At 50.5% G+C, this 24584-nt stretch carries 32 protein-coding genes; 10 read left to right on the top strand and 22 right to left on the bottom strand.

Annotated features, from left to right (window positions below):
- Positions 1–40: 40 nt before the first annotated feature.
- The 15 genes from C1H71_RS13450 to C1H71_RS13385 all read right to left on the bottom strand — a co-directional run bounded on the left by C1H71_RS13450 (position 41) and on the right by C1H71_RS13385 (position 12171).
- Positions 41–736, bottom strand: coding sequence for a phage minor tail protein L (locus C1H71_RS13450; RefSeq protein WP_130107006.1), 696 nt, complete (start codon positions 734–736; stop codon positions 41–43).
- Positions 737–1087 (bottom strand): phage tail protein, encoded by a 351-nt coding sequence (locus C1H71_RS13445; RefSeq protein ID WP_130107005.1) that lies wholly within the window; start codon positions 1085–1087, stop codon positions 737–739.
- Positions 1077–4661: a tape measure protein gene (locus C1H71_RS13440; protein ID WP_130107004.1), complete on the bottom strand. Its 3585-nt coding sequence runs from the start codon at positions 4659–4661 to the stop codon at positions 1077–1079. Before C1H71_RS13440 ends, C1H71_RS13445 begins: the two co-directional genes overlap by 11 nt.
- On the bottom strand, positions 4661–4969 hold the full coding sequence (locus tag C1H71_RS13435) for a DUF1799 domain-containing protein (protein WP_130107003.1): 309 nt from the start codon (positions 4967–4969) through the stop codon (positions 4661–4663). Before C1H71_RS13435 ends, C1H71_RS13440 begins: the two co-directional genes overlap by 1 nt.
- Before the next feature lie 20 nt (positions 4970–4989).
- Positions 4990–5319, bottom strand: coding sequence for a hypothetical protein (locus C1H71_RS13430; protein ID WP_130107002.1), 330 nt, complete (start codon positions 5317–5319; stop codon positions 4990–4992).
- An 11-nt stretch (positions 5320–5330) separates the two neighbouring features.
- The gene (locus C1H71_RS13425) at positions 5331–6248 is read right to left on the bottom strand and encodes a phage tail tube protein (protein ID WP_130107001.1); all 918 of its coding nucleotides are present in this window, start codon (positions 6246–6248) and stop codon (positions 5331–5333) included.
- Complete coding sequence (locus C1H71_RS20685) at positions 6208–6366, bottom strand: hypothetical protein (protein ID WP_188053270.1); 159 nt, start codon at positions 6364–6366, stop codon at positions 6208–6210. The genes C1H71_RS13425 and C1H71_RS20685 overlap by 41 nt, the downstream gene beginning before the upstream one ends.
- A 3-nt stretch (positions 6367–6369) precedes the next feature.
- Positions 6370–6789: a hypothetical protein gene (locus C1H71_RS13420; protein ID WP_130107000.1), complete on the bottom strand. Its 420-nt coding sequence runs from the start codon at positions 6787–6789 to the stop codon at positions 6370–6372.
- Positions 6786–7058, bottom strand: a complete 273-nt coding sequence (locus tag C1H71_RS13415; RefSeq protein WP_130106999.1) for a head-tail joining protein — start codon at positions 7056–7058, stop codon at positions 6786–6788. The genes C1H71_RS13420 and C1H71_RS13415 overlap by 4 nt, the downstream gene beginning before the upstream one ends.
- Positions 7055–7261 carry a hypothetical protein gene (locus C1H71_RS13410; RefSeq protein ID WP_130106998.1) on the bottom strand — a complete coding sequence of 69 codons (207 nt, stop codon included), beginning with the start codon at positions 7259–7261 and terminating at the stop codon, positions 7055–7057. Before C1H71_RS13410 ends, C1H71_RS13415 begins: the two co-directional genes overlap by 4 nt.
- Positions 7262–7300: 39 nt before the next feature.
- Positions 7301–9187, bottom strand: coding sequence for a phage major capsid protein (locus C1H71_RS13405; RefSeq protein WP_188053268.1), 1887 nt, complete (start codon positions 9185–9187; stop codon positions 7301–7303).
- Positions 9174–10685: a phage portal protein gene (locus C1H71_RS13400; RefSeq protein WP_130106996.1), complete on the bottom strand. Its 1512-nt coding sequence runs from the start codon at positions 10683–10685 to the stop codon at positions 9174–9176. The genes C1H71_RS13405 and C1H71_RS13400 overlap by 14 nt, the downstream gene beginning before the upstream one ends.
- Positions 10685–10942: a hypothetical protein gene (locus C1H71_RS13395; RefSeq protein WP_130106995.1), complete on the bottom strand. Its 258-nt coding sequence runs from the start codon at positions 10940–10942 to the stop codon at positions 10685–10687. The genes C1H71_RS13400 and C1H71_RS13395 overlap by 1 nt, the downstream gene beginning before the upstream one ends.
- 210 nt (positions 10943–11152) lie before the next feature.
- Positions 11153–11350, bottom strand: a complete 198-nt coding sequence (locus C1H71_RS13390) for a hypothetical protein (protein WP_130106994.1) — start codon at positions 11348–11350, stop codon at positions 11153–11155.
- A gap of 329 nt (positions 11351–11679) precedes the next feature.
- On the bottom strand, positions 11680–12171 hold the full coding sequence (locus C1H71_RS13385; protein WP_130106993.1) for a hypothetical protein: 492 nt from the start codon (positions 12169–12171) through the stop codon (positions 11680–11682).
- A 154-nt stretch (positions 12172–12325) separates the two neighbouring features.
- Between C1H71_RS13385 and C1H71_RS13380 the strand changes: the two genes are divergently transcribed.
- The gene (locus C1H71_RS13380; RefSeq protein ID WP_130106992.1) at positions 12326–12607 is read left to right on the top strand and encodes a type II toxin-antitoxin system RelE/ParE family toxin; all 282 of its coding nucleotides are present in this window, start codon (positions 12326–12328) and stop codon (positions 12605–12607) included.
- A 9-nt stretch (positions 12608–12616) separates the two neighbouring features.
- Positions 12617–12889 (top strand): HigA family addiction module antitoxin, encoded by a 273-nt coding sequence (locus C1H71_RS13375; RefSeq protein WP_130106991.1) that lies wholly within the window; start codon positions 12617–12619, stop codon positions 12887–12889.
- Between the two features lie 2 nt (positions 12890–12891).
- On the opposite strand, the gene C1H71_RS13370 is transcribed toward C1H71_RS13375, so the two are convergent.
- The 4 genes from C1H71_RS13370 to C1H71_RS13355 form a co-directional block, all read right to left on the bottom strand.
- Positions 12892–14817 carry a phage terminase large subunit family protein gene (locus C1H71_RS13370; protein ID WP_130106990.1) on the bottom strand — a complete coding sequence of 642 codons (1926 nt, stop codon included), beginning with the start codon at positions 14815–14817 and terminating at the stop codon, positions 12892–12894.
- A complete protein-coding gene (locus C1H71_RS13365; RefSeq protein WP_130106989.1) occupies positions 14817–15368 on the bottom strand; it encodes a hypothetical protein in 552 nt (183 codons plus the stop codon). Before C1H71_RS13365 ends, C1H71_RS13370 begins: the two co-directional genes overlap by 1 nt.
- Positions 15365–16096, bottom strand: coding sequence for a hypothetical protein (locus tag C1H71_RS13360; protein WP_130106988.1), 732 nt, complete (start codon positions 16094–16096; stop codon positions 15365–15367). Before C1H71_RS13360 ends, C1H71_RS13365 begins: the two co-directional genes overlap by 4 nt.
- Before the next feature lie 278 nt (positions 16097–16374).
- Entirely contained in the window at positions 16375–18771 is a 2397-nt protein-coding gene (locus C1H71_RS13355) for a DUF5906 domain-containing protein (protein WP_130106987.1), read from the bottom strand.
- Positions 18772–19044: 273 nt separating this feature from the next.
- Between C1H71_RS13355 and C1H71_RS13350 the strand changes: the two genes are divergently transcribed.
- Positions 19045–19350 (top strand): hypothetical protein, encoded by a 306-nt coding sequence (locus C1H71_RS13350; RefSeq protein WP_130106986.1) that lies wholly within the window; start codon positions 19045–19047, stop codon positions 19348–19350.
- Positions 19351–19422: 72 nt separating this feature from the next.
- Positions 19423–19644 carry a hypothetical protein gene (locus tag C1H71_RS13345; RefSeq protein WP_130106985.1) on the top strand — a complete coding sequence of 74 codons (222 nt, stop codon included), beginning with the start codon at positions 19423–19425 and terminating at the stop codon, positions 19642–19644.
- A 272-nt stretch (positions 19645–19916) separates the two neighbouring features.
- On the opposite strand, the gene C1H71_RS21510 is transcribed toward C1H71_RS13345, so the two are convergent.
- The 3 genes from C1H71_RS21510 to C1H71_RS21975 form a co-directional block, all read right to left on the bottom strand.
- Positions 19917–20039 (bottom strand): hypothetical protein, encoded by a 123-nt coding sequence (locus C1H71_RS21510; RefSeq protein ID WP_262488293.1) that lies wholly within the window; start codon positions 20037–20039, stop codon positions 19917–19919.
- Positions 20039–20521, bottom strand: coding sequence for a phage regulatory CII family protein (locus C1H71_RS13340; protein WP_130106984.1), 483 nt, complete (start codon positions 20519–20521; stop codon positions 20039–20041). The genes C1H71_RS21510 and C1H71_RS13340 overlap by 1 nt, the downstream gene beginning before the upstream one ends.
- 106 nt (positions 20522–20627) lie before the next feature.
- Positions 20628–20870, bottom strand: coding sequence for a YdaS family helix-turn-helix protein (locus C1H71_RS21975; RefSeq protein ID WP_130106983.1), 243 nt, complete (start codon positions 20868–20870; stop codon positions 20628–20630).
- Between the two features lie 15 nt (positions 20871–20885).
- Between C1H71_RS21975 and C1H71_RS13330 the strand changes: the two genes are divergently transcribed.
- The 6 genes from C1H71_RS13330 to C1H71_RS13305 all read left to right on the top strand — a co-directional run bounded on the left by C1H71_RS13330 (position 20886) and on the right by C1H71_RS13305 (position 24544).
- The gene (locus C1H71_RS13330; protein ID WP_130106982.1) at positions 20886–21566 is read left to right on the top strand and encodes a helix-turn-helix domain-containing protein; all 681 of its coding nucleotides are present in this window, start codon (positions 20886–20888) and stop codon (positions 21564–21566) included.
- 51 nt (positions 21567–21617) lie between these two features.
- Positions 21618–21989, top strand: coding sequence for a hypothetical protein (locus C1H71_RS13325; protein ID WP_130106981.1), 372 nt, complete (start codon positions 21618–21620; stop codon positions 21987–21989).
- Positions 21990–22793, top strand: a complete 804-nt coding sequence (locus C1H71_RS13320; RefSeq protein WP_130106980.1) for a hypothetical protein — start codon at positions 21990–21992, stop codon at positions 22791–22793. It abuts the gene before it with no gap.
- Positions 22771–23577 (top strand): hypothetical protein, encoded by an 807-nt coding sequence (locus C1H71_RS13315; RefSeq protein ID WP_130106979.1) that lies wholly within the window; start codon positions 22771–22773, stop codon positions 23575–23577. Before C1H71_RS13320 ends, C1H71_RS13315 begins: the two co-directional genes overlap by 23 nt.
- Positions 23564–23938: an acyl-CoA thioesterase gene (locus C1H71_RS13310; protein WP_130106978.1), complete on the top strand. Its 375-nt coding sequence runs from the start codon at positions 23564–23566 to the stop codon at positions 23936–23938. The genes C1H71_RS13315 and C1H71_RS13310 overlap by 14 nt, the downstream gene beginning before the upstream one ends.
- Before the next feature lie 93 nt (positions 23939–24031).
- A complete protein-coding gene (locus tag C1H71_RS13305) occupies positions 24032–24544 on the top strand; it encodes a hypothetical protein (RefSeq protein WP_130106977.1) in 513 nt (170 codons plus the stop codon).
- Positions 24545–24584 lie beyond the last annotated feature (40 nt).

Genomic DNA, 24584 nt, shown 5'->3' with positions numbered 1-24584 from the left:
AAAGCCCCGCAGATGCGAGGCTTAGAAATGTATTTAAAACTCAGTAGCGCAGCAGGCCCGCCGCAGGATAGCCCCCGTAAGGCAGCTCGCTATTGGCACCAAAGCGCAGTTTGCAGCTGGCCAGCCGTTTACCGCACTGATCTTTTACTGAATCCGTTGTAGCCAGATCATTAATATCTGCCACCGGCCCGCCCGTATAACCGCACTCGCTGCCCCGATAACGCCAGGTGCAGCAGTTCTGCACAATTTGCCGAGCAGGCAATTGCTGGCCCATCAGATCCATCGGGGAAGCAAGCTCGAATTCAATCAGTTCGGGCGTTTCTAGCGCTTTGCGATCGATCATCCAGATCTCTGGCGGGAATTCTTGCGAGGGATCAGCCGATGGATTCACACCATCAGGGAAATTAACCGTATCAAGGTACTGAGCCAGTGTGCGGCGGCGTGTGACTTTGCAGCCCAGCAAATCATTATGATCCCCTGCCAGCGCCGACATTAAGCCCACGACGTTGGCCACTTTTAAGCTGGGGCGCGGCATTGCGCCTTTATTGCTGGCCGCAAATCCGGTGGCCTCAACCGGATAAGGGGCGTACTGCTGCCCCTTCCAAACCACAGGCTGAGTCAGCGCATTAGTGCCTGCATGAAAGCGCACCACATCGCCGCCGATCTGTGTCATATCCAGCTCGAACAGCTCAATATGTGCGCCCGGCGTGAGGGTTTGAATATCTGTTTTTAACATTTACACCCCCGGATCAAAGCACTCGATAAACTCGGCAGTGATATCGACATTATTAAAACCCTTTTCGTCTTTCGTCCATGTTTCACAACGCACTTTGACAGGGGCACTGCGCTGAGGAGACCACCAGAACCAATCTACGCCGCCATTTCTGGCCTTAAAAAACTCATCTATCGCATCAGCGTCCACCCCCTTACGTGCAGTGAATTTTAAGTTCCATGTACGGGGATGAATATTTAGCCCAGCTGGCTGGCGCTGCTCGTAACCATCCCCAAATCGCGCCGTAATAATGCGTGGCTTGGTGTTGGTCTGAATCCCATAATCAGAAATCCAATTAAAGGTACTAGCGGCCATAAAGTAAGCCCCCCGGCCTTTGCTCTTGTTGAATCACCGTCAAAGTGACACTTTTCATTCTTTCACCCAAAGCCTTAGCCACGGCGGCACCGTTGCTATCGCCACTTTGTTTTTCTTCCTTCGTGCCGTTTGCGTTGTAAACCACGGATAAATCAATCGTGACATCACCACCCGATACGCTGACCTGCTGCGCACCACCAGTAGCGCCGCGTGGTAATGGGCCCAGCATTTTTACCCCCAGCGAGCCGGTGCTATCCCGCGCCAGCGGCATAATCGCCTCTGCCCCTGCCTCACCAAATAAAGCCATAGGCGCAAGCGTTGGGCGCGTGGCGATCGTGTTGGTAAATGCACCGCCTTTGGCAAAAGCAGTGACTTTACCGCCAGCAAATGCATTGCCCTTGGCTGATGCGGTGGTGCTACCAAACATCGACGACACGGCCATAACAATGGCTTTCTTAATCGCAATCCGGGCCAAATCGGCCATGATTGATTTGGCCATATCACCAAACGCCATTTTTCCGGTCATCGCCGCATTGACCAGACTATCCTCAAGCCCGCCCATTGCGCTGCCTGCCAGCTCTTCAGTTTGCTTGGACACGTTTTTAGCGTTGTCCATGTAATCATCAAAGCCCTTCTTCGCACCACCCAAAGCATCGGCCTGCTTGGCATCTTTATCTGCCAGCGATTGCACAACGCCCTGCTGATACACATCGCGCAGCCGTTCGGCTTCGGCTAGCTCTTCACCCGTTAAACCTACCGAGCGCTTTTTAAAATCCACAGCGGCTTGATGTAAGAGGTTGAGCTTTTCTTGCTCTACTACAGAGCGGTTAAGCAGATCGTTTGAGAACTGCATTTGTTGCAGACTTTGAATATTTTCACGACCATACAGAACATTACTCTGCTGCATTGCCGCCAGATCTTTGGCTGTAGCTTGATCTTGCAAGCTTTTCTTACGCGGGCGATCAATCTCCCCAGCAAACTTGCCGCCGGGAACAAACTCATCCTCCAAAGCCTGCCTATTCTGATACGGGCTAACCACGCCAATTTTCTTGAAACTGGCAGTATCACGCTGAGTTTTTGCAATATCCGCCGCACTGCTGCGCATATAGTCGTAATACTCAGCGGTTTGCTTAGCAGATACAGCCTGCTTGTCCGCCTCTTTAGCTAACGTCTGCAAAACAGAAACCCGATCTTTGCCTAGCGCGGCACCTTCTTTATCGTATTTCAGCCACTCAGCCAGGGCAGCAACATGTTTCCCATCTGCAGAGCTAACACCAGCCGTGCTGTCAGCAATTTGGGTATTTGCTGCAGCAATGGCCTTGGATAACGTCAGCTTTTGCTGTAGATAATTACTTTCAAGCGGATCTGACTTTTTAGATTTGTCCTTGTACTTGTCTTCAATGTCAGACACGCCTGTTTTATGCGCGGCGTTAATTTGCTTTAACAGCTCTTCACTACCGCCTGCAATGGCAAGCTGACGCTGATACTCCTTATTCTCTTCTGCCAGCGCTGTAGTACGTTGCTGGGCATTTGTCAGGTGCGAATCAAGATATGCTTTGGTAGAAAGCGCCTTGCCCAAGCCAACAGGCGAATCCTTATAGTTTCCATAACCGGCTTTTGCATACATGGCATCTTTGCCATCGTAAATTCTTTCTGAGCCAACCAGCAAAGCTTCTCTGCGCTTGCTTTTAAACGCCTCAAGCGCTCTTTCTCCAGACTGAATTTCGCCTCGGATTCGCTCCCCACGCTCCGCCTCAGCATCAATAGCCGCTTTTAGCTCCGCTTTGGCATAGTCAGGCATCTCAGCCGTTGGCACGCTTCGTAATGAGGTTTCACTGGCCGCAGATTTTGCACGCTCACTTTTTAATACGGCCAAAGCATCATTTGCTTTCGCAACATCAGAAGCCTTTAAGGCGTCGCTAACATCACGAGCAGCCTTACAAGAAGCATCTGCAGCCTCGTTCGCTGCCCGCTTAATATCGTCCCAATTCCATGCAAGCAGCCCAAGGCCGATCACGGCAATGCCAATCGGCCCACCCAACGCCGCCAACGCAGTACCAAACATGCCAGAAGCCCCTGCCGCCGCAGTACCTGCAGCGGCAGAACCAACCTGAGCAATATTGAGCGCCTGTGTCGCAGCAGCTGCAGAGCCGGTTGCGGCTACGCTTGCTTCACGCAACACATTCAACCGAGCTTGCGCTGCAGAAGATGCATTTGCACCACCCGCAGACTCCAACTCTGCAGCCGCCAACGCCGTTTCTGTCCGAATCAGCGCAGCATTTGCAGCCGCCAATTCCATCGACAGCACCGCCATAGCCTGAGTACGCTGAGCACGGCCAATATCTGAGATCTGCGCCAGTAAGCGCGTCTGCTCTAACTGCAATTCACTACGAATTAATACAGCCGTTGAAGCATAGCGCTCACGATCTGCGGCCAAAACAGCAACACCGGCCGCAACCTGCTGCTCAGCAGCCAGTACTGCCGCCCGTGCCCTGCTCATATCCTGCACAGCGAGCAACTGCATACGCTCTGCACGAACCACAGCACCAGCGGCTAATTCTGCCTCTGCAGCTAATACCGCTTTCTTTGCAGAAATATCAACAATTGCAGCTTTAGTGCTGGCAGCAAAACCGCCCACCATTTTTACTGAGTACACCCCAGCAAGCAAAGTGGCGCTTTGCCCCACAAAACCCATCACCGTCAGCATGCTATCTAAGTGCTGATTAACAAAGGTAATACCCGCAGCAATATTGCGCGAGATACCAGCGGCTTTATCAAACTCATGCATGGCCACCGCGCCATGATCACTCAGGGCTGCACTAGCTCGCGCAATAGTAGGGGTGATTTGTGCAAACTGAGCATCAACACCCGACAAACCCCGCAGCATCGCAGGAAAAACCACATCAGCGGTGAGTTGCCCATCATCAGCCAACTTTTTAAGCTCGCCACGCGGCTTACCCAGACCCACTGCCAGGGCATCCAGCAGAAAGGGCGTCTGCTCATTTAATGAGTTAAATTCTTCGCCACGCAATACCCCTGAATTCATCGCCTGAGCAAACTGAATTAAAGCGGCCTTGCTTGATTCAGCAGCAGAGCCCGATACAACCAGCCCCTTACTCACCTTATCGGTAAACGCCAGCACAATACTTTGCTGATAGCCCAAATTGGCCGTAGCACGCGTCATATCCACAAACAGGCCCGCTGTTGCCTGATAACCCGTTTGTGCTTTTTGCGAGCCTAAATAAAGCTTTTCCTGCACTGCAGCCAGATTGGCCGCACCGTAGGTCACCAGCTTCATACGGCTATCTAAATTTGTCAGCTCATCATTGAGCGAAACCAACTCGGACACACTGAGCGAAATCCCCGTCAGCGCCAGCGCGCCAGCCCCGAGCCGCTTTACTGCAGCCAGATTATTACTGAGGGTTTGCGTATGGTTAGCCAGCCGCACCATATCTGTGCTGGTATTTTTTGCCTGATTGCCAACGGCGCTAATAGCCCGAGTGGCTCTACCTGCCTCCGCAATAAGCACGCGGCCGTCGGCAGTAATTCTGATTCCAATTTCACCAGCGGCCATTACTTATCCTTACGCGTCAAAATGGCACGCTCCATCACTCGGATCAGATCGAGAATGGCGGCATGCTCTTTAGAGGGAATGGCTTGCTGGGCAAGCACGGCGAAAACAACTTGATAATTCAAACCCACCCATACCCCCTCTACGGGGTGAAAATTCCACTGGGTCTCGCAGATTTTAAAAACTTCGTAAGCCGTTTTATGCTCTGGCCAGATGACAAAATCAGGCTGAACTGGCTCTTCTGGGGGAGCGAGTCCAAAGGCAACAAAATCATCATGCAGCGCCTTTGGGTTCGATTCGACGCCGCACATCCAGCGCAGCGCGGCGTCACTTAGTTTTTTAGTTTCAGCTCATTTAGGGCCTTGTGGTATTGCTGCAGCGCAGTAGTTGCCATGCCCGCCACAGAAAACAAAGCCAGGCGATTCGCCGTGGTGCAAGGCAAGGGCTTGTCATCGGCATCAGTAGGGCCAGACCAATCATCAACCACTTCTTCCAGCGCATCGATCATCGTGGTTTGACCGCCAAAAATACGAGTGAAATCATCAGCGCTTACACGCTTAAAGCGTAAATCCAACTTGAATTCGCGCTCTTCATCTTTCTCTACACGAGTTGTGAATTTAATTTCGTGCCAGAATTTTTGTAAATCAGCAATTTTAAACATGGGTTAAAGCCTTATCTGAATGTGAGTTTAATTTCGTCGTTACCCGCCAACGGCGTCAGCGCTATGCCCATTTTGAGCATCGTGATGCCATCAGCGTATTCATATGCAGGGCTATTGACCGAGCCACGCGGTGCGTCGATTTGTACGATGTTGCCCGCCGTTGCGCCATGAACCACGGCCAGCGCTCCAGTACCCACGGTTAACGCAGCATCGAACCAGTTTTTAGCGGCAATGGTCGGCATTTCTAGGGTGATATCACCCTCAACATCACGATCTGTTAGCTCAACGCCCTTGTAATTCACTAGCTCGCGGTAAGCGATATTGGCACCCAGATTAATATTGAGTGACTGCACTCGCCCGCTAAAACCATGCAGCGCGATCGTAGTTGCAGGCCCAACCAAGACGGGAATCTGCACTGCAGAGAACGTAGGCGCTAGCTGCGCAGCATCAACAACGGGGTTATAAATGCCCGTCATTGTAAATTTCAGTTTTGGAATGCCTTTAGCCGTCATTTCTAGCGACCAAGTACCCCGGCTACCCGTGGCCTTATGCAGCAGACCATCTTGATTAAAATACAAAGTAGCGGATTCAAAACCGGCGGAAATGGGATTGTATGCAACTGAAACACTCGCCGTTGCCACCGCCGCCATGCCGCAAGCACGCAGCAGCACATCAACATTAGGCGCAGTACCCGCCACGCCAGAGCCTGCTAATTCAGCAGATGCTTCAATCTTGACACGCGCACCGCTAACCAACTTATCCATGCCCCCTAAAAATGGGCGAACGAGCGTACGGTCTACAGAATCATTTTCCAGCGGAGTAATCGTCAGATCACTACATTGAATGGCCTGCGCCCCCGTAGGGACGGCATCAACGCCATACGTACCCTCAAGCTTTGCGACTAATAGTCGTTTCTTTTCCAGTGCCACGGTCTACCTCACTTTCAATAGGCGTAAAAAAACCCGCATCGGCGGGCTGGGTAACGGGTGTTAGCTCCCCAGTTTTGGGGTGGCGGGTGTAAGACCCGCCGGTTTGTGGGAGATCCATGATTTATCCGGTTAAGCTGGTTTCACTGGTGCGATACTTAATGTTGTAGGGCACCAATTTGGCGGCAATGACTTCGCCGAATTCTTCCCGCTTGAATTCATCCTCGATGCGCTCAAGCTCAATGATTAAAGGCAGGCCAGATTGCGGTAACGCACTATCTATCAGCGCATCAAGTTCTTCTAAAACAGCATCAGAATCAACTTGCCGGCGGCACATTAAATAAATAGTGATTAAACGGGACCAATTACGCAGCCCCGTTGGCCCACCTGTTGGCAGGCCACTGCCCAAACGTACAACAACCGCCCTGCTCACATCATCAGGTAAAGCGTGCAAGGGGTCGTATTCCAGAGCAACATCGAGAGGCAATACAGCACGCAAACGCTCCATGATGAGATCACGGATTTGTAGAGCTACGGTTTTCATACCGCCACCAGATCCGCACGCCAGAGCGCGCCGTCCCCATCTGGCCCAGCGTTTTCAATTCGCCAAGATTTCGCGCGAAACTGAACCTCTGAACCGTTTTTCATACCAGGGAAATCGAGCTGTTTGTAAGTGATCGCTGAGCTGTTCGACAACATAAAGCCCTCGACGCCCTGTGCTGGCTCGCTCTCAAACAACACCCGCTTATTCAAAGGGCCAAAGGTCAGTATTTCGCCAAAGTCTGCGAAAAACACACCGAGCGGCTCTTTCACTCTTGGCTCCTCACTTTAAGCGTAATCGGCTTACTAGCTTCGGGCTCTGCCTCAGAGCGCTCTTCATCTTCCACAAACTCACGTACCCGTGCGCATGCGGTTAAGAGCCTAGCCACTGCATCATCCAGCTCCAGCACCTCACCTGCTTCATGATGCTGGCCGTCAATCAGGCAGGGCTCAACAATTTGTACTTTTTTAGCCATGGTTTTATCCTTTCCCCCGCGATAAAGCGGGGCCGTTACTTAACTTGTTAGGGCATCCGCCATTACGGCAAATGATTCAGGATGGCGAACTGTGAAGTCAGCAGACTGGAAACACGTCACGCGCAATGCACCGGTTGTGCTGTTGCTGTACGGGTCAACCAAAATATCCAGACCACCCCACAGGCCCATCAGCAAATCAGCCCAATTGCCGTAAATCAAGGCAGAACAAATACCGGCGGACAGGCCCTTAGTCAGATTGGACGGAATCTGATTACTGATTGCCACATCACCGGCAATAATGTCCCAGATTGAATTACCGTTCGTGCCTGAGAATTGCTGAGATTTTTTCAGCTTGCCGCGCACCTTGGTATTAGTCAGGTACTTCATCATTCCAGCAGAGGCATTCACGTTTGCAACAGCAGATTCAAGATCCACAACGCTATCCCACACCGGCGCACCACCGTTCACCCCACCCGCTACCGATCCAATGCCAGCGGTATTCAAAATACCGCGTGGCTGGCCAGCAGTGCCAGAGCCACTTACACCCGCCATATCCAAACCCAGCGCCATATTTCGCTGTAAATCCATCTGAATAAACGCTTCTACATCAAGGCTAGACTGCTTGAGCAATAAACGGCTGACTTCGGTAAATGCCGCGATCGTCTTAGGCATTAAAGCAATCTGATCAAAAGAGGCTTGGGACTCTGCCGGTGCCCCGTTTTCAGCGACCCAATAGCACGACACGCCACCTGTTTGGCGAGGAATGGCAACATTGCCAGTTAAGCCCGTTAAACGGCTGATATTGAGCTGGTCCAACACCATTTCATTAATCAATAGATCAATAAAAGAGCCGGTTTCCAGACTGGTTGCCACAGTATGCCCACCTGCCGTAGCAGGATTTGTCATCAGATCACGCTTAAGAATTGGGCGCATCAGCTGACGCATAATCACTTCATGCGGGATCGTCGCTGTGACCCCAGCGCCTTTTGCAATACTGTCTCGCTTACCTGCCGCTGCGCGGCAAGCATCTAATTCAAATGCCGCATCACGCGCATAAGCAGGATCAGAAATACCCAGAATCAACTTACGGAAACTGAACGATTCCGCTTCTTGATCTGTTAAACCGGTTTCAGCGTCTTTTTCAGTGGCACGGATCACGCCAGATTTTTTATCTTTCGATAAATCATCCATCACGGCAATGCGGAATTCATTTACCGCCGTACCCTGGGCAATCGCTTGCAATGCACGGGCTTGCTGGCCAAACTGACCCGCGATAGCGTTAATTTCTGCAACACGGCTACGTTCTGCCGTAATTACGGCGTTTTCATCGACAACAACAGTCATGGGTTTAGGCTCCATCAATTTGGTTTTGGGGGTTTCGGTTACTGCAGGGCTTGCAACTGGATCGATAACAAGCGATTCAGGCGCAAATTCGTCGGCACTGCGACCGACACCCACGGTGTCATCCGCAGGGATAGACACAATGGAGATTTCATAGGGCTCCCAATCCGTGATGCGGTAGGTTTCTACATCGTTCGTTTTGGATTCCAGTTGATAAGCGTTGATTTGATAACCAACTGAAACCTTGCTACGGATACCATCCAGCACGTCTTGCCAGATTTCGGTAGCGCGCGGCGATTGGCCAAAACGCACAACAGCGCGGCCAACACCGTTTTCAATCGTCACCGATTCCACCACGCCGATCTGATCACGGCTGTTGTGATCCATCAGCAGTGGCGCGGCATTATTCAGCCGCCCTAAGCGCACGGCCTCTGTTTTGTGGCTAAGGATTTCTACGCCCCACCAGCGCTCATAAGGCTCTTCACTAGAAAAAGCCAGCGTGACACGGCGGTTTTCTTCATCGATTCCATCACGCACCACGCTAAACGCGCGGTGCGCAATATTGGGCTTGTTAGGCTGAGGCATCGGCCCCTCCAGATGATGCAATGCCCGCATCAGCGGGCACTTTTTGTTGAATGATTTTTTCCATAATGGGCTGCCACTTATCCAGATCAGCTTGCAAGCGCTGAACAAAGCTCACCGGGTCTACACCGCGCGCTGCGAGTAGATCTGATCTCGTCGCCAAACCTGCATCCAGCAACATAATGTCGGCCTTGGCATCTCTAAGCGGATCAACCCATTGCCAGCGCCGACCTTGCCAGCGGTGCGCCTGAAACTTCGCCAGCTTGGCCATCGGCAAGACAAGCTGGCCGGAAAGGATGGCCAGCGACAACCACTCTTCGTATAAGGGGGCGAGAAAGACATCCGCAAACCAACTTTGCAAAGAAAGCCATTCATCTCGCTCATCAAGCAAGCCAGCTCGGATAGAGGAGTAATTAACGTTTTCCAGATCATTGGATAGCCCGTTATAAGAAACCCCCATCCCTGCAGCCATGCCGCGTAAGCAGGCTTTGGTGAATTCGCCATAGAGCGCGTGCGGGTAATCGGGGTTAAACGATTTAAAATCTACCCCCGGAGGCAAGGTCTCGAATGTGCCCGGCTCAGCATCGGTAATCATTCTATCTGCGGCATTGTCGTATTCACCCATCGCAGGGCCACCGCTGCTGGTCTCTTCTTGGGTAAAGAAGCCCATTTTTGCGGCACCCACCCTTGCCGCAGTGACTGCAGCCTCTTCATAGCCAGCCAACATATTTAAGCGCAGCATGCCGGTAGTCATCCACGGCACACCTCGCGCTTGGCCGATCTCTAAAGGCAGAAATAAATGCCAGATTTGATCCGCCGGAATACGCAAGTGCTGCCCAGTAACGCGCGTATCTTGCTTAATGTGATAGGCCACCGGCTTAGCCCATTCATCAATCTCTACGCCCATCACAATGCGGTTTTGGCCAGCGGCTTCACTGTTTAATGCTTCATCCAGCAAGCTGACATCGATCAGCTGCACCTGATAGCCAAACAAGCCCTTGCCCTTAATACGCCGCACCAGCGTTTCGCCGTCTTTGGCTAAGGTTTCAAGTAACAGCCTTTGCATCGTTAAAAAAGAATGCTGGCCCGTTACCTCGCACTGGCCACGCTTGCCCCACTGTGCAAATACCGATTCGATGTAGCTGCTATCCGTTTCATCGATGATGCCGTTTGGCTTAGCTGCCTGCACTTGCAAGCCAAAGCCTTCGGGGCCAACGATATTGCGCACCGCCATCCGCACAAAATTACGGGCGTAATCATTATTGCGGGCCAGATCACGCGATCTGGCCCGTAGCGCCTTTAAGCCACGCTTTAAATCCTGATTAATGGTGGTGGGCGTGGTAGACCATGATTCTGTCAACCTGCCGGATTGTGCTGCGCTAAAAAATCGTTTTTGCACTACGGGTGCATTTCTTTGCCGCTCCCGCTCTGCCATCCACTTTTTAAGTACTACGGACCCAGATTGATTAACCCGCTCCGCGTCATACCAAGGCTTAGTCATCAGAACCTCACCTTAATTTGTGAATGATTCTTAACCGGCTGTTGCAGCCCTTCAGCCAGCTCTAGCTGACGCACTCTCAGCTCATGCTTGCGGATATCTTCAAGCAAGCCCGCCCGATACTTCGCCCGGCGGTTGTTATGTGCATATTCCTCGATCGCCGCATTGCCGCTATTTAGATGATCCAAATACGCTTTGCGTAATGCGGCCAGCGCCTCTCGCTCATACACCAAGTCAGCAGAAGGTATTGGATCAGCCATGATGTAGCCCTTCTTTATCAATAAAAAAAACCTGCCGAAGCAGGGTCAGGAAAAGCTCACCTCCTTCGAGGCGTGGGAAAAAGTACAAAAACATCAGTTAGCCAGCTCTACGACGGGTTTGTTGACGAACGCGTAGATACGGCAAATGCAGAGCTGGCTAACGGATACCGACTTGCTAAAATCGGCACATAAATTACTTAGTTAGATAGCCTAAGCCGCATCTAACTCAATTGCACTTTCTCCCCACCACTGTTCAACCTGCTTACCAGTGGCATCTTTATAACGAACAAAATAGCCATTTGCATCAGTCAGGTATGCAGCTTGCCCAATCACTTCGCCAGTCTCACCGCTCAGTTTCAGACGGACCTTATCCGACAATTTAAATTTAAAACCTTTATTTTCAGACATTTTATTACCTTTAAAAGTTAAACAACGAGCAAAAGTCAGCGGGCGCATGGGGCTATTGGGCGAAGTAGATTGGATCCCCGCACCGCGCTGGCTTTTGCTTGCTAGAAAAAGAAACGCCCCAGCAAGGCTAGGGCGTTTAAGAGGAGGCTTACAGCGCACATCGATCCGCCTCCCGATGGGGAAATGTCGGGGAGACTTTGGCATGGGGTGCCTGATGGGTTCGGGAGGCGGATCGATAGGCGCTGGAATGCAAAAAACCCGCTCAGAGGCGGGTTTTTGGGCTTGCTAGGCTGCTAGACGTAGAAATAAACAGCTTAGCGGAATTCATACTAAAGTGTCGGAGCTGACCTGTCAACACTCTGTGTAAAAAATTTCTGCCTTTGTACAACACGGGCGGCTTTTGTTGTCAGCCCGCTGACTTTTTTAATCTCTTCTTTTACTCTGGCATAACCGACCACCAGTAAATCAACCTCACGCCAGCCTACCTGCAATGCTTCCATCGTAATGACATGCGCCCGATGTAAACGGCTGTAATACGTATCACGGCTACAACCACACGCCTGAGCATGTTGAATCGCTGTACCCGCAGTTAAATAACACTCCTGCACGGCCTGCCTAAGTTCTTCAGGCAAAAACGCGATAATTTGCGTTAATTCGTGCATATCTTCATCTGAAACATGCAATGGGATGCCTGCAAATCGCTTGTCTTGCACTGCATCTAAGCGACTTAACTGGCTTTGCACATAACCGACACCCATATCATCTCGCCGTGCTTGCCAGCGAGCCCAATTACTTAACTGCCCATCAATATACTGAATCACTACTAGTCTCCCAACCCCCAGGAAACCTCCGTTTAGCCATCGTCACACACCCCTGTGCGCGTGGCTTTATTTGTACCTTTATTTTACCCGAAATCAAGGGTGGGCGCAGCTTAAGTTTCTTGCTTTCTGTAACCACATTGGTTACACTAAGAACATGATTAAATCGTTCAAACACAAAGGCTTAGAAGCCTTCTTTTTGACCGGCAGCAAGGCTGGAATCCGCCCCGATCATGCAAGCAAGCTCAACATTGTGCTGACCCATCTTGATGTGGCAGATTGCCCACAGGATATGGGCACCCCAAGCTGGCGCTTGCACCCACTAAAAGGCCCCCTGGACCAACACTGGGCAGTCACTATCAACGGCAACTGGCGGCTAACATTTCGTTTTTTGCCCGATGGCAATGTCGAATTGGTTGATTACCAGGACTATCACTAGGAGAACACCATGCGTATGCACAACCCAGCCCACCCCGGCGAAGTGCTTCAAGAATGGCTAATTGATATCAGTGTCACCGAAGCCGCCCGCAAACTAGGTATTACCCGCGTCCATCTGTCACGCATTCTGCACGGCCATATGGGCATCAGTGCCGATATGGATTTGCGCCTATCCGCTAGCCTTGGCACTACACCGGGACTCTGGATGAAAATGCAATTGAACTACGATCTGTGGCAAGCAGAACAAAAGCCCCGACCACAAGTTGAGCGACTGGTCGCCTAAAATTACCACCGCTTTGCAAACCCTTGCCCACGTCTTACCGGCCTTGCCACTGGCTTTTTAGCTTGTGGCGCTTCAACTAAGGGATGAGTGGCTGGTAATGGTTCTGGCTCGCTTGGGGTTACATGGGCGGGCTGTAGCATGGCCTCGCGTTTATCCCAATCTGCCGTTTTCCATTTATGGATATACAGCTCAGGGTGGTGGCTGGCGGCCAGTGCGTAGATATCGGTATCCAGCACTTCATTACGCTTGCCCTTTTTGATCTCCCAGCGATTTTTCTTAGGGTTAAATGCTTCGGACACCAGTTGATCAAAATACTTGGCTTCTAGCTGATGGCTGAAATGTTCTTTGCGCTCATTGGCCGGTTTATCTGTGTCGGCATTCAGCCGGGCATAAATCCAGTGCTTAGCGGTATCACCACCTACCGTATAGAGCGATACGCCCTTTTTAATCGTTTCGCCCTTCCAGTTCACATCTTGCTTTGTTGGCTTGCCCAGAATAGCTCGACCAGTCGTGTTGGCTCCTTTGAGCGCCAGCGGACGCCGTACAGATTCAGAGCGGACAAACTGGTAAACCATATGCGTATGATGGCCACCAGTATCGATGCCGGTGGCTTCTAAGCGCATGATCTTGCCCCAGGCATTAACGAACACGGCACCATTGAGGTATTCAGCCAGCGCCATCCAAAGTTTATCTTCTGCTGGATTCCCCCAAAGCACATGGTAATCAATCGTCCAAGCATTGGAATCGCGGCCCCAGCCTTTAATTTTGATCTCTAAACGATCATCCTGAGTATCTACCCCAGCAGTCAGTGCAAGGCAGCCAATCGGAATGGTACGTAAATCATAAGGCTCTACCCGTGCCAGCAAAACATTGGGCTTTAAATCATGGCTGCGATCAGCCCATGTTTCGCCCAAACGGGTATTCATAAAGGGCATCAGCTTAGCGGGATCACCCTGCGCCGCTATCCACTCGTTCGCAAGCTCTACCCAGCTCAGGCCCAAACCCACCGGCGAGTAAAGAGCAGAGATATGGTAGCTAGGATAAGCCGCGCCGGGATTATGGGCGTGCCATACGCCAGCGGCCATCATGGCCGTTTTGTGGTGTTCTTCAATCACGCAGCCGTTGTGCTCGCACACATACCAAGCACGGGTGACGTATTTTCCGATTAAATGCCACTGCACCTGCCCCCAGCGCAAATGCTGAAGCTCGCCACAATGCGGGCAGGGAAGCATGTAGCGGCGCTGATCGCCGCCTTCAAACTTCTCTTCTATCTTGCTGCCATCTTTAACGGTGGGTGAGCTGACACCAAATAGCTTGCGATCATGAAAGGTGGTCTGCCGTACTTTCAGCAGCTCTATCGGGTCGCCTTGCAAGGTAGTCCAGTCGTACTCATCCACCTCATCGGCAATGGCATAGCGCATCGAGGTTGATTTTAAATCTGTGGTAGAGCCCGCTGTTTTGGCATAAAGAATGCCGCCAATAAATTTCTTACGCTCTGCAGAGTTATCCCCGCCCTTATTACTACGAGTGGCCAATACATCGCGCACCGCCGGTGTTTGCTCTGCCATCGGGTCAAACTTCTGACTAAACCAGTCTTTGAGCGCTTTTTCAGTGGGCATCACCACACCGACCGGCCCCTTAGCATGGTCCATGATATAACCCAGCCAGTTAGAGCCACATTCAGTGCCCCCCACTTGACTGGACTTCATAAACCACACTTCACGGGTGGGCGAATCCTCACTCAGCTGATCCATAATCTCGCGCAGGTACGGCGTGCGGCTGGTTTTCCAATCCCCCGCCTCTGCGCTGCCTTCGCTGGATAGCTTGCGGTTTGTATCTGCCCACTCAGATACCGTTAAAAATTGCTTGGGGCGCACCGCTCGCTGAGCGGCTTTATAGGCGATTTGGTAGGCATTGGCGGTTTGCATTACGCCACCTCCGGCGCTATTTCAGTCAGTTTTTCCGCAAAGCTGCGTTCCATCTCGGACAAAGCAGCATAAATTTCTTGCTTGAGCGTAGAGCGGATCTGGTCCAAATCTTTACCGATTAACTCCCCCGCCACCCGTGCAGGCAGGTTTTCTAGCGCATGGCGAAAAGAGATCGACACATCCGCCACCGCAGCAGCCACCTCTTTGGCCTCTACAAGCTCGCCAATACGCACGCGGTAATCGGCCTCTGCCTGCAGCGCAGCAAAATGCTCTTTCTTAGCGGCGCTATCAGCTTTGCTGGGGCCACCCCACTCAGAAAGTTTTTCAGGGACTTCATCAGCAGGCTGCTGGCCTCTTTCATTAGCAAAGCGCTCAGCGACGTCAGGGCGATCGCTCCCGCCCGTTTGGATAATCAGCCGCTTACTGGCCTCAACATCAACCTTGCCATCCACGCTGAGGCACAAACGCCCTTCTTGCTTCAATTTGGTCACATAGCTTTTTGCCCAGCCCATCTGCCTAGCAAATTCTGCTTGAGATACAAAATCGCTCATGTATTCATGGCCTTGTTAAATTCTGTTTGAAAGTGCTGTTGGTACGCAGCTTGTGCATAGTCTTTCAGCTTTAAACGCTGGGTATATTTGGCCGATTTCACATAGGCCAGTACTAAACGCGTGCCCCAACCAAAGCCCGTACGCACCCGCTGATATACACCAGCAGGCATGCCCTGCTTATTACCCGGCTGCAGCGCAAAAAAGGTGCCATTACGCTTTTTATTGCGCGCCATTGCCTTAGGGTCATGCGTGCGGTTTTGGTAGCCGGATAGAAGCTCTGTACCAATCTGGCTAACGATCTTCATCAGCGTACCGCGCCCCATATTGCCGTAGCCATCCACCGGAAAACCTTTAGCGGGCACACAAACCCAGCCACGCGGCATAGCATTGACTGCTTGCAAAGCCAGCTCAAAGCGTTTTAGGTGACGCGCAGCAGCCATATCTGCCCCGCCGTCGATGATGTTGCGCATGTATTTGGTTTGCCAGTCTTTGAAATCCACACGGGCCGTCATCGAGCCGCGCTCATAGCGAGCGGCCCGCACAACCAGCGCATTCATCGTGAAAGCCACTGGACGATCAAAGATACGGGGCAAATCAGCAACGATGGCCGCTTTGGCTGCGCTGGCGGTCTTTGTGAGTGCAATGGCAGTGCAACGCTGCGCCTTGACGCTTAAATCATGCCCAAGGAATTGAAGGGCGTTTCCAGTAACTGTGAATTCTGTTCTCATTTTTTTACTTTTCCCGTGATGTTACTAAGGTGATTCATCTTGTTACGCACAAAAAAACATCTAACTCATTGATTTTTATAAGATGTTACTTACATTACTCATGTTACTCATACAGATATATATAAAAGAAAGAAAATAGACCTGTATCTCTATGCGCCTATACGCGAGCGAGCGCATGCATGTATGAGTAACTTGAGTAACAAGGGTAACTTTCTATATTTGACGCGGGTTTGCGGGGTGTTTTATGAGTCACTTCGTCAGTAACATGACTCACTTTTTTAGGCGTATTCATGTACCGCCCCTTTACGTGCTATCTCTAATGCATTTGTTACCTTCTCAATGCATGACGAGTTCCACGATGTCGCTGTTTCCCCAACAGGAATTTCTGTTTTTCCGAAGGGGTACAGCATCGTCACTTGGCGCTTGCAATGACCAATGGTGACGTGAACGCGTTCACGCTTAGCAAAACCGTTCAGCTTGCTGACTTTCCCCGTGAAATCATTTTTGCGATCAATGAAACGCTGTCCACTTTTCTCTGACCAGCGCCGATAAGACTGATAAAGAATTTCGCAATCGCATGGCAAAGGAAGCACGCCAAGATGGGCCAGCAATCCTTCTGACCAACTCATTGCAAATTCTTCCCAGCCATCCATAGAAACATTTATCAGATCGCGCTTGGCTACCGTCATCGGCGGTTCTGAGTCAGGATGAAAGCCAGTTAAATCAACCTTCAATAAATAATTGTGCAGCGCCGCCACGCCGCCAGCTTTAATCTCTGCATTGATAGCGATGTAATTGATCTTGTCCAACTTCGGTGGCGTATAAAGAATCAGATTTCTTCGATCATCGCGCTCAAGCACAATCGGCTTATGCTCATTAGAGAGAAACACTAAATTGACGTGGTTTTTCTCTTTATGCGCCGCAACATGCTTTGGATTTACCCGGATCGTGTCGCCAGTGACCATGCATTTCAATTTGTTTTTAATGTGATGCATTTCTTGCTGGGCAACCACTTCATCGGCAATCAGGAAGAGCTTCTTACTGGACCAATCGTTATGCTTGTCTTCCAGCGCAGTTTGATCGATGGTTTGCCCATATTCGCCGTAGATATCGCGGATGCAATCAAAAAACAGGTTTTTACCCGTACCCTGCGGGCCATGGATAACGCACGCGCTTTTCATCTTTGCGCCAGGATGCTGAATTGGATAAGCCAGCCATTTAAGTAGCCAGCCATAAATAGCATCAGCGTCAGGCTCGCCGCTGCATAGGTAATAAAGCAATTCCAGCAGCTCGAAACATTCGCCCGCTGCCGGTTTAGTTGGCCAGCCAGCCCACATATTGCAAAGGATTGTTGTATCAAGGCCTGTTGGATCAAAACCAACTTGTTCCATACGAACAACTTTGCGGCGATGTATCCCTGCCTGCCAATCACGAACAAAATTCTTATCTGCGCAGGCATCACGAACATCGGACAATTTCAGCAGCATGTGATGCTCATGGTCGAAACAAACACCACCCGCCCCGTAGACCAAGCTAAAGCGGGTAAATAATTCTTCAGCATCACCAATTACAAGCTTCGATACTTCCCCGCCCCCCTGAGCGCGAGCGAGCGGCTGCACCGCATTGCCAACCCAGCCCAATACCGTAAGGCGGTTTTCAATCTGAGTGCGAACAACATGCAGTCCTTCCAGCGCATGCAGGTCGTTAAAATCTGTAGGGCCTTTTTTATCGCTAGGGCGCTCATTCGCAAATACAGGCGCAATCCATGCCCCAGACACAGCCAGTGCTGCGGCATCAGCAGCCAGTGCCCCAGCATTTTTTGCCTTGGTTTCTGCCCCGCAAGCGCAGCAGTGTGTAGCCGTAACTAAATTGTATTTTTTGCAGCTTTTTACTACGCACTTTTGAACGTAGTCGTCATCGCCGCAGATAAGCACCTTGGCTTTTTTGTACTTAGCCTGAATGGCCTGAGAGACAGGTAGTAAATTACCCGCATCAAATGCAATCACCACCGGCAAACCGGTTGCCTGATGAATTGAGGCGCCTGTGGCATAGCCTTCTGCGATCAGAACAACATTGCTAATCGTACCAATTTGAAAGAAATAGCCCTTTTTAAGCATGCCTTCAGGCCAGAAATCCTTATCACGGCCCGTCTTTTTGGACTTGGTGGCGTAAATAATCTGCAAGCCATGGATTTTTCCTCCCCCATCGAGCAGCGGAATCGCCATATTTCCGGCAGCAGTAAACCGTACACCATGCCCAGCCACTCCTTTACGTGCTAAATACGTGCAATCACCGTCATGATTTAGCCGTGCCCACATCGCCGCCGCTTCTTTTGCAGCGCGATCAGCCATTTGCTTACGCTCAAAATCAACACGTTCCTGAGCAACCTTGGCGGCAGCTTTGATGGCGGCCAGTTGATCCGCTGAAAACGAAACATCTTTGCCCAGCGCTATTTTTTGCGCGTTGTTTTCATTGCCCCGCCACATGCCAAAGCTGCCAACGATCATCGTTTGGCCGTCATCGCGCAAAATCTCATGCACCATGTACCAGCCCCGCTTTTCCCGATCGCCCTCAACCTTAACCCGCTTCATGCGGCCAACATCAATTGCAGTCACCAGCAGACCAAATGCCTGCAGTTGACCTAGCGCATCATCGTAATTTATTGGAAAGCTCATACAACTCACGCTCCGCGTTCACTATGTTTAAAACCCATCTACAACCGAAACAATGGGGTCCGAATTACCCGCAGCTTAGAAAGTTGGGGGAGTACCTTTTTCCGGCAGGGATCTTGTAAGCTTGCCTAGATAGGGGGAATGTTCACCAGCAGGTGAACGCTGCGCCGCTGCGCGCCTTGCTTCCAATGGGGAGGCGGGGTTCAGTGATAGAATCTGAGATGCAAAACGCATAAACCCCTTAATGAAGCACACAACCTTGAGGTAAGTTTTCATATGGATTCAAGCATTCAAGCTATCGGTATGGTCTGGTACAAAGAGGCTGATTACCCTCAGCTTTTGCAACTGTTCAGCGATGCACACTTGCTCCCCCGCACCTTCCTGCAGTGGCAGGACAAGGCAGAGCAAGGCCGCAAGCGTTACTTGAGAGCAGGTCACATCATCGTCAAGGCGTACATCAATCCAAATACCTTCCCTGCTTGGTGCAGCAGCAGAGGCTTGAATATCGACGCCCGCGCTCGCACTGAGTTTGCCAACCTCGAAGCGGCCCGCGTGCTGGCTGAAGCAAACCAACACTCTTGAATCAAGCCCTGAAGAACACGCCTCAGTCGTTCCTATTTCTTTTTGCATAATCCACCATTAAGGAAAATTAAAGTGACTCAAGATCAACTAGACCAACTCAACACCACCCAAGAAGTTTTGCGCGGACTCATGCAATCACTTGCCATCGCATCAGGAGTGAATACATTAGACTTGGCACGTTTACTCAAGGCATCCGCTCAGCACACTGGCTTAAGCCCAATGGCACAACAGATGCTGCAAGACTTGGCGTGTGGGGCAGAAACACTCCCTCAGACGAAAAGTCGGCCAGAGTAAATAGCTTCTTGCCCATCCAAGCGGCCTGCCGCTGAACCAGTTCCGCCAACTCGGTTTTCGGCATCGCTGCACATCTAGTTTTTGCCAGATGCGTGGAAGCACTCCTATCTCGCAGCAGCTGCAGACGCCCTTGCATCTGGACCAGCACCTCCCCATCCGCACTCAGACTAAACAACTTGCTGCCTGCCCAATCCCTAAGCCAAGTCCCCATTTGGTTACGCTGCATATGATCCATTGCCTTACTCCTGTGATGTTTTCGGTTCAAATCGCATTTATCTTTCCAAGATGGCTAGCAACTGCAAACACAAGCGCCTTGCCGCTGACTTGCGCTCATGGCGAGGCAAATAGCGGATTCGCCAAGCTTGCTTATTCAGCGATGCCTGACGGAAATCCATTACTTCACCACGGCAGCAAGTACCACTGCTCTGATGCCATTCAGCGCAGCAATCTGCTCATCGATAGAGCGCTCAATCCGCTCTGCCTCATGCTGCTCAATCTTCAAATCGACATAGGCATCAACCAGTGCAGCACTGGTAGATGCTGCTGTACCCATCTGACTAAGCAATACCTGTCGTGCTAATTGCTCTGCATTACCCACAGCAAAGCCTTGCAGTAGCAAACGTGATGGCACAACCACATGGCCAGTAAGGGCAGCTAACGCCGCAGCAATTTCAGGAGAGCCACTGCTAGCAACAATATGGGCTAGCTGTAGTACAGAGAATTGCTTCTCAGGCAGATTAGGATTGGCACAATTGGCCACGCTTGAATAAGCACGATCAAACACTTCAGATAAGCGCCTTAAACCCGCCTTACCTGCCGACAACTCCACCGCCAGCACAAAATCGCGATACGTATTTGCAAACTCTGAGTTAGTCATATGAAGAATGCCGCCTATCAAGTTCTTCTTTTCTTTCGCCGTAAGCCTCTACTATTGGCTACGGGAAATGTTGTAAAAAACCTCGCTGGGGAGCGAGGAACTGAACTCACTGGGGAGTGAGATCAGGGGAGGAATCGGGGATCGTTCGCAAAACATCCCAGCGCACTTGTGGGCAAATATCTTCACACCTCACCTCGCGCTGAGATGCCAATTCAACGAGCGGTGCATAAGCAATCGGAAATGGCCGAACCTTTGTCAAGATTTGAAACAACTGACTTGGTGACATGCCTATTTCGCGAGCAAATGCGCTGATGTTGCGATCGGAGAGGTAGTTAATTAGCTTGTCCATACCGAGATATTAGCAATGCTAATTCAAGAACGCAACACCATTGATGTTTTGTCTATTAGTAGCAACGCTAATAACATAGTGAAGATGAGCAAACCAAGACGTCAGCTGAGCGAAGAAGAACAAGCAGAAGCACTGCGGCTTAAACTCGCCTTTGAAAAGAAAAAAGAAAAAACAGGAATCTCGCAAGCAATACTTGCTGATTTAGTGGGATGGTCCAACCAAAGTGCAATTAGTCAGTATTTTAACGGACATATTCCGTTGAATTTAGAGGCTTTAATTCGTCTTTGCCCACATTTAGATGCAGATCCATACATCATCAGCCCACGATTGATGAGCATGATGGATGGATCAAATGCAAATTACACTCCACCTACAGAACAAAAAAGTGCATTAAATCCAAAAATAAGTAGGCTGATTGCCCTTTTAGAACGGCTAGATCAAACTGGGGCCCTTCCAAAACAAGCTTTGGTTGGAATAGAAAATATTCTGCTTAGTTTTGAAGATATTGCAATTCAATCTCAAGCACAAAACCTAACCAATACTGCGATTACATCAGCAGGCGGCAAAGTATCTAGCAGCCTGACAGACTCATCAGATATTTTTAAAACAGCGCCCGCCAACACCACCGCGCCTCAGCCAGATTATGCGGCCCTCAGCCAGATGGCAGCCAAAACCAACAAAAAATCCCCGCTTTAATTTACCGCGCAGGTCAATGACGCAAGCCGCGATATCCGTAAGGATTCGTGCATGCAGATCAATGAGCTTCGCGCCCACCTCATCAAACGCTTGATTGCAGGCTATCCAACCCAAGAAGCCTTCGCAATCGCCGTGGGCGTAGAATCGTCAACTCTGACGCGCTGCCTTGGGCCCCGCCCATCGCGCAGCATTGGCCCCAAACTATGTGAGAAAATTGAACTGTCTTTAGGCTTGAATTCTGGCCATTTGTCGGATTTTGGCGCACTAATTGACCTCGCAGGTATACTGCGATCCACGCATTTTGAACAGCATCACCCAAACCAGCTGCAACTGATTGCCAATCTAGTCGTCCACCCCCTCACACCAGAACAAGCGCTATTGATCAATCAACTAGTCTCGCAGCTTAATAAATACCCTATTTAAATGACCAGTAAAAACCCAACAATCCACGTTCTGGGCCCAGAGCGCCACGCCGGCTGGGCCTGTGTTTCACCTACATCTGCCCTGGCCGATTTAATTGATGAAAACAAGCAACACGTCATGGCCTACATCAAGCCATTCCCGCGTAATAGCAGAGGCTGCTTCAGCGAGATCAGCCGCTGGACACTCGCCACATCACAAGGCATCAGCACATCACCTAAAGTTTGGATTCACTTACTCAGCCCCGAGCGGGCTCGTGAGGCATGGCCCGATCAAATCTGGCCGGATGAGCCAACCATTTGTTTTGCATCAGCAGAAATAAATAACGACATTGCCGACTGCCAATTTCAAACCGACAGCCCACTCTTGATTGAGATGCTGCTTAAATGGCCAATGCTCTATCACACTATCGCCCTAGATATTTGGCTAGACAATATCGATAGCCACGCAGGTAATTTAATCTGGACGGGCGGAAATGATTTTGTAGTGATTGATGGGGCAGAATGCTTTGGCGGGCAATTTTGGACTGCGGCACAGTTAGAGAATCCTGCCTATAGTATTAATAAACTTGCGGCGTTGATTGGGGCCATCGATGATTTCGCCCCAACAGCCAGTGCAAAAATAAAGATCCTTGCCGCCAGCACCTCACACAATGCCGCCTTTATTAGCTGTGAAAGCCTATTACAGGAATGGGCCAGAAAATTAATTGGCCCCCAAGAGTGCCATGCACCGCTGGATGCTTTGCGGCGTGGTCTTGGCCTAGTTAATACACGATGGAATACAAATGCCTTACAACCCACTCATTGAACTCACCGCACTAGCAGAAGCACTCCCCCCAGTGCCACGGCAAGTCACCGCGCAGGTATATGCCGTGTTTTTAAATGGGGTACGCCAAGTGCGGGGTGAAGCGGGCGCGATTGGTGCATTATTTGATTTTCCTGCCCCGATCAATCTCATGGTTTGCCGCACGCTACCCATCAGCCATTTATTAGCTGCATTTAGCGCCAAGCAAGTTGCTGCATGGGAAACTCAGATCGCTATTTTTGAAGAGCGGGTTAAATCCCAAGCGCTAGCCAGGGGCAAAGATGGCGCATTGCAATCAAGCAGCCCAGAAACGCTGGTACTCGATGGCCCATGGCAGGCCAATCACGACACCCCTGATCTACTGATTGCACGGCAAATGCAAATACGCACTGGCTTTCACAAAACCCTACTCAAACCCCGCAGCCGTGGCGGGCTAGAAAACACGGCCTCCACCCCTGATCCGCTCGTCATTTTGCTAAAACAACGCTTTGGCATGGTGAAAATGATTGAGTCAGAAGAGCACTGGCAGGTATGGCAAGGTAAGAAACAGATTATCGGCATCCTCGACCACGAGCACTGCAATACTGCCGAAATTCTGCAAGCCGCCATTCGCTTGGAGGAAATCAGCGGCACCGACAAAAAATCTATATTTTTAGTCTGCGACAATGCCAAGGCCATGCAACATAATAAACTACTCATGGAGCGGCTAAGCAAGTTTGACACCAGCCTATTGGCCGCAGACAGCCTAAAACTACTATTAGAGCAATTGACCAATGACCAATATTGAAATACGCGCCTACCATTGCGATGGATTTGGCCACGTTAATAACGCACGCTGGCTAGAACTATTTGACGAAGCCCGCTGGCAATTCTGGCAAGATCGCGATTATGCATGGTTTAAAAACCAACAGCTCGCCATTGTAAGCAGCAGAATTGAAATCGATTACCTACGCCCAGCCATCACCGGCGACAGCATCAGCATAACCAGCACATGGGAAGCATTCGAGCCCCGCGCCGCTTGGCTCACCCAAACAGCCACCCGCAACGGCAAACCACTAGCCAGCGCACGAGTAAAGTTGGCGGTACTAGGGCCAGACAGCCCAAGAGCCTTGGATTTAGCGGGAGAGCTGTTGGAGAAACTACGATAGCAACAGTAAGCTTAACCCAACCCGCTTCGGCGGGTTTTCTTTTTCCTATATAACCTGTAAATTTCTACTCTCTTACAATTCGAAAGCATAGAGATGAAAAAAACCATCCTTTATACATTATTGGCAACACTCTTAACCAGTTGCGCATCAACCACAAACATCAAATCCAAACTTAATGTTACAGAAACTGAAAAACTACTCGAGCAGGGGAAAAACACCATTAAGGGCAGTGCTTTAATTCGTCAACAAGCAGGGGGCATAGTCACATGCGCTGGAATGAAAGTTACCCTCTTGCCCGCAACAGACTACTCAACGGAGAGAATGGCATCTATTTATGGAAATTCAGAGCAGGGTTATAACTCTGCAGGACTATATGGAAAACGTATTAACTTTGAGAACACCCCTCCAGAATATTACCAACTAACAAAAAATACCCAATGTGATGCCCAAGGATTTTTTAAGTTTGAAAATATTGCAAACGGTGCATTTTTCATTCACACAACTATCACATGGAAAGTTAATGACTACCTCAATGAAGGAGGCTCAATCATGAAGCGCGTCGCAGTATCCAATGGGGAAGTAAAGGAAGTTGTCTTGGCTCCGTAACACAATCAAAATGACTCTTACCCGCTTCGGCGGGTTTTTT

Origin of the sequence: Iodobacter fluviatilis (assembly GCF_004194535.1) — a bacterium.
Classification (GTDB): Bacteria; Pseudomonadota; Gammaproteobacteria; order Burkholderiales; family Chitinibacteraceae; genus Iodobacter; species Iodobacter fluviatilis_A.
The sequence above is the reverse complement of the archived record's forward strand: the minus strand, read 5'-3'. Positions and strand labels throughout refer to the sequence as shown.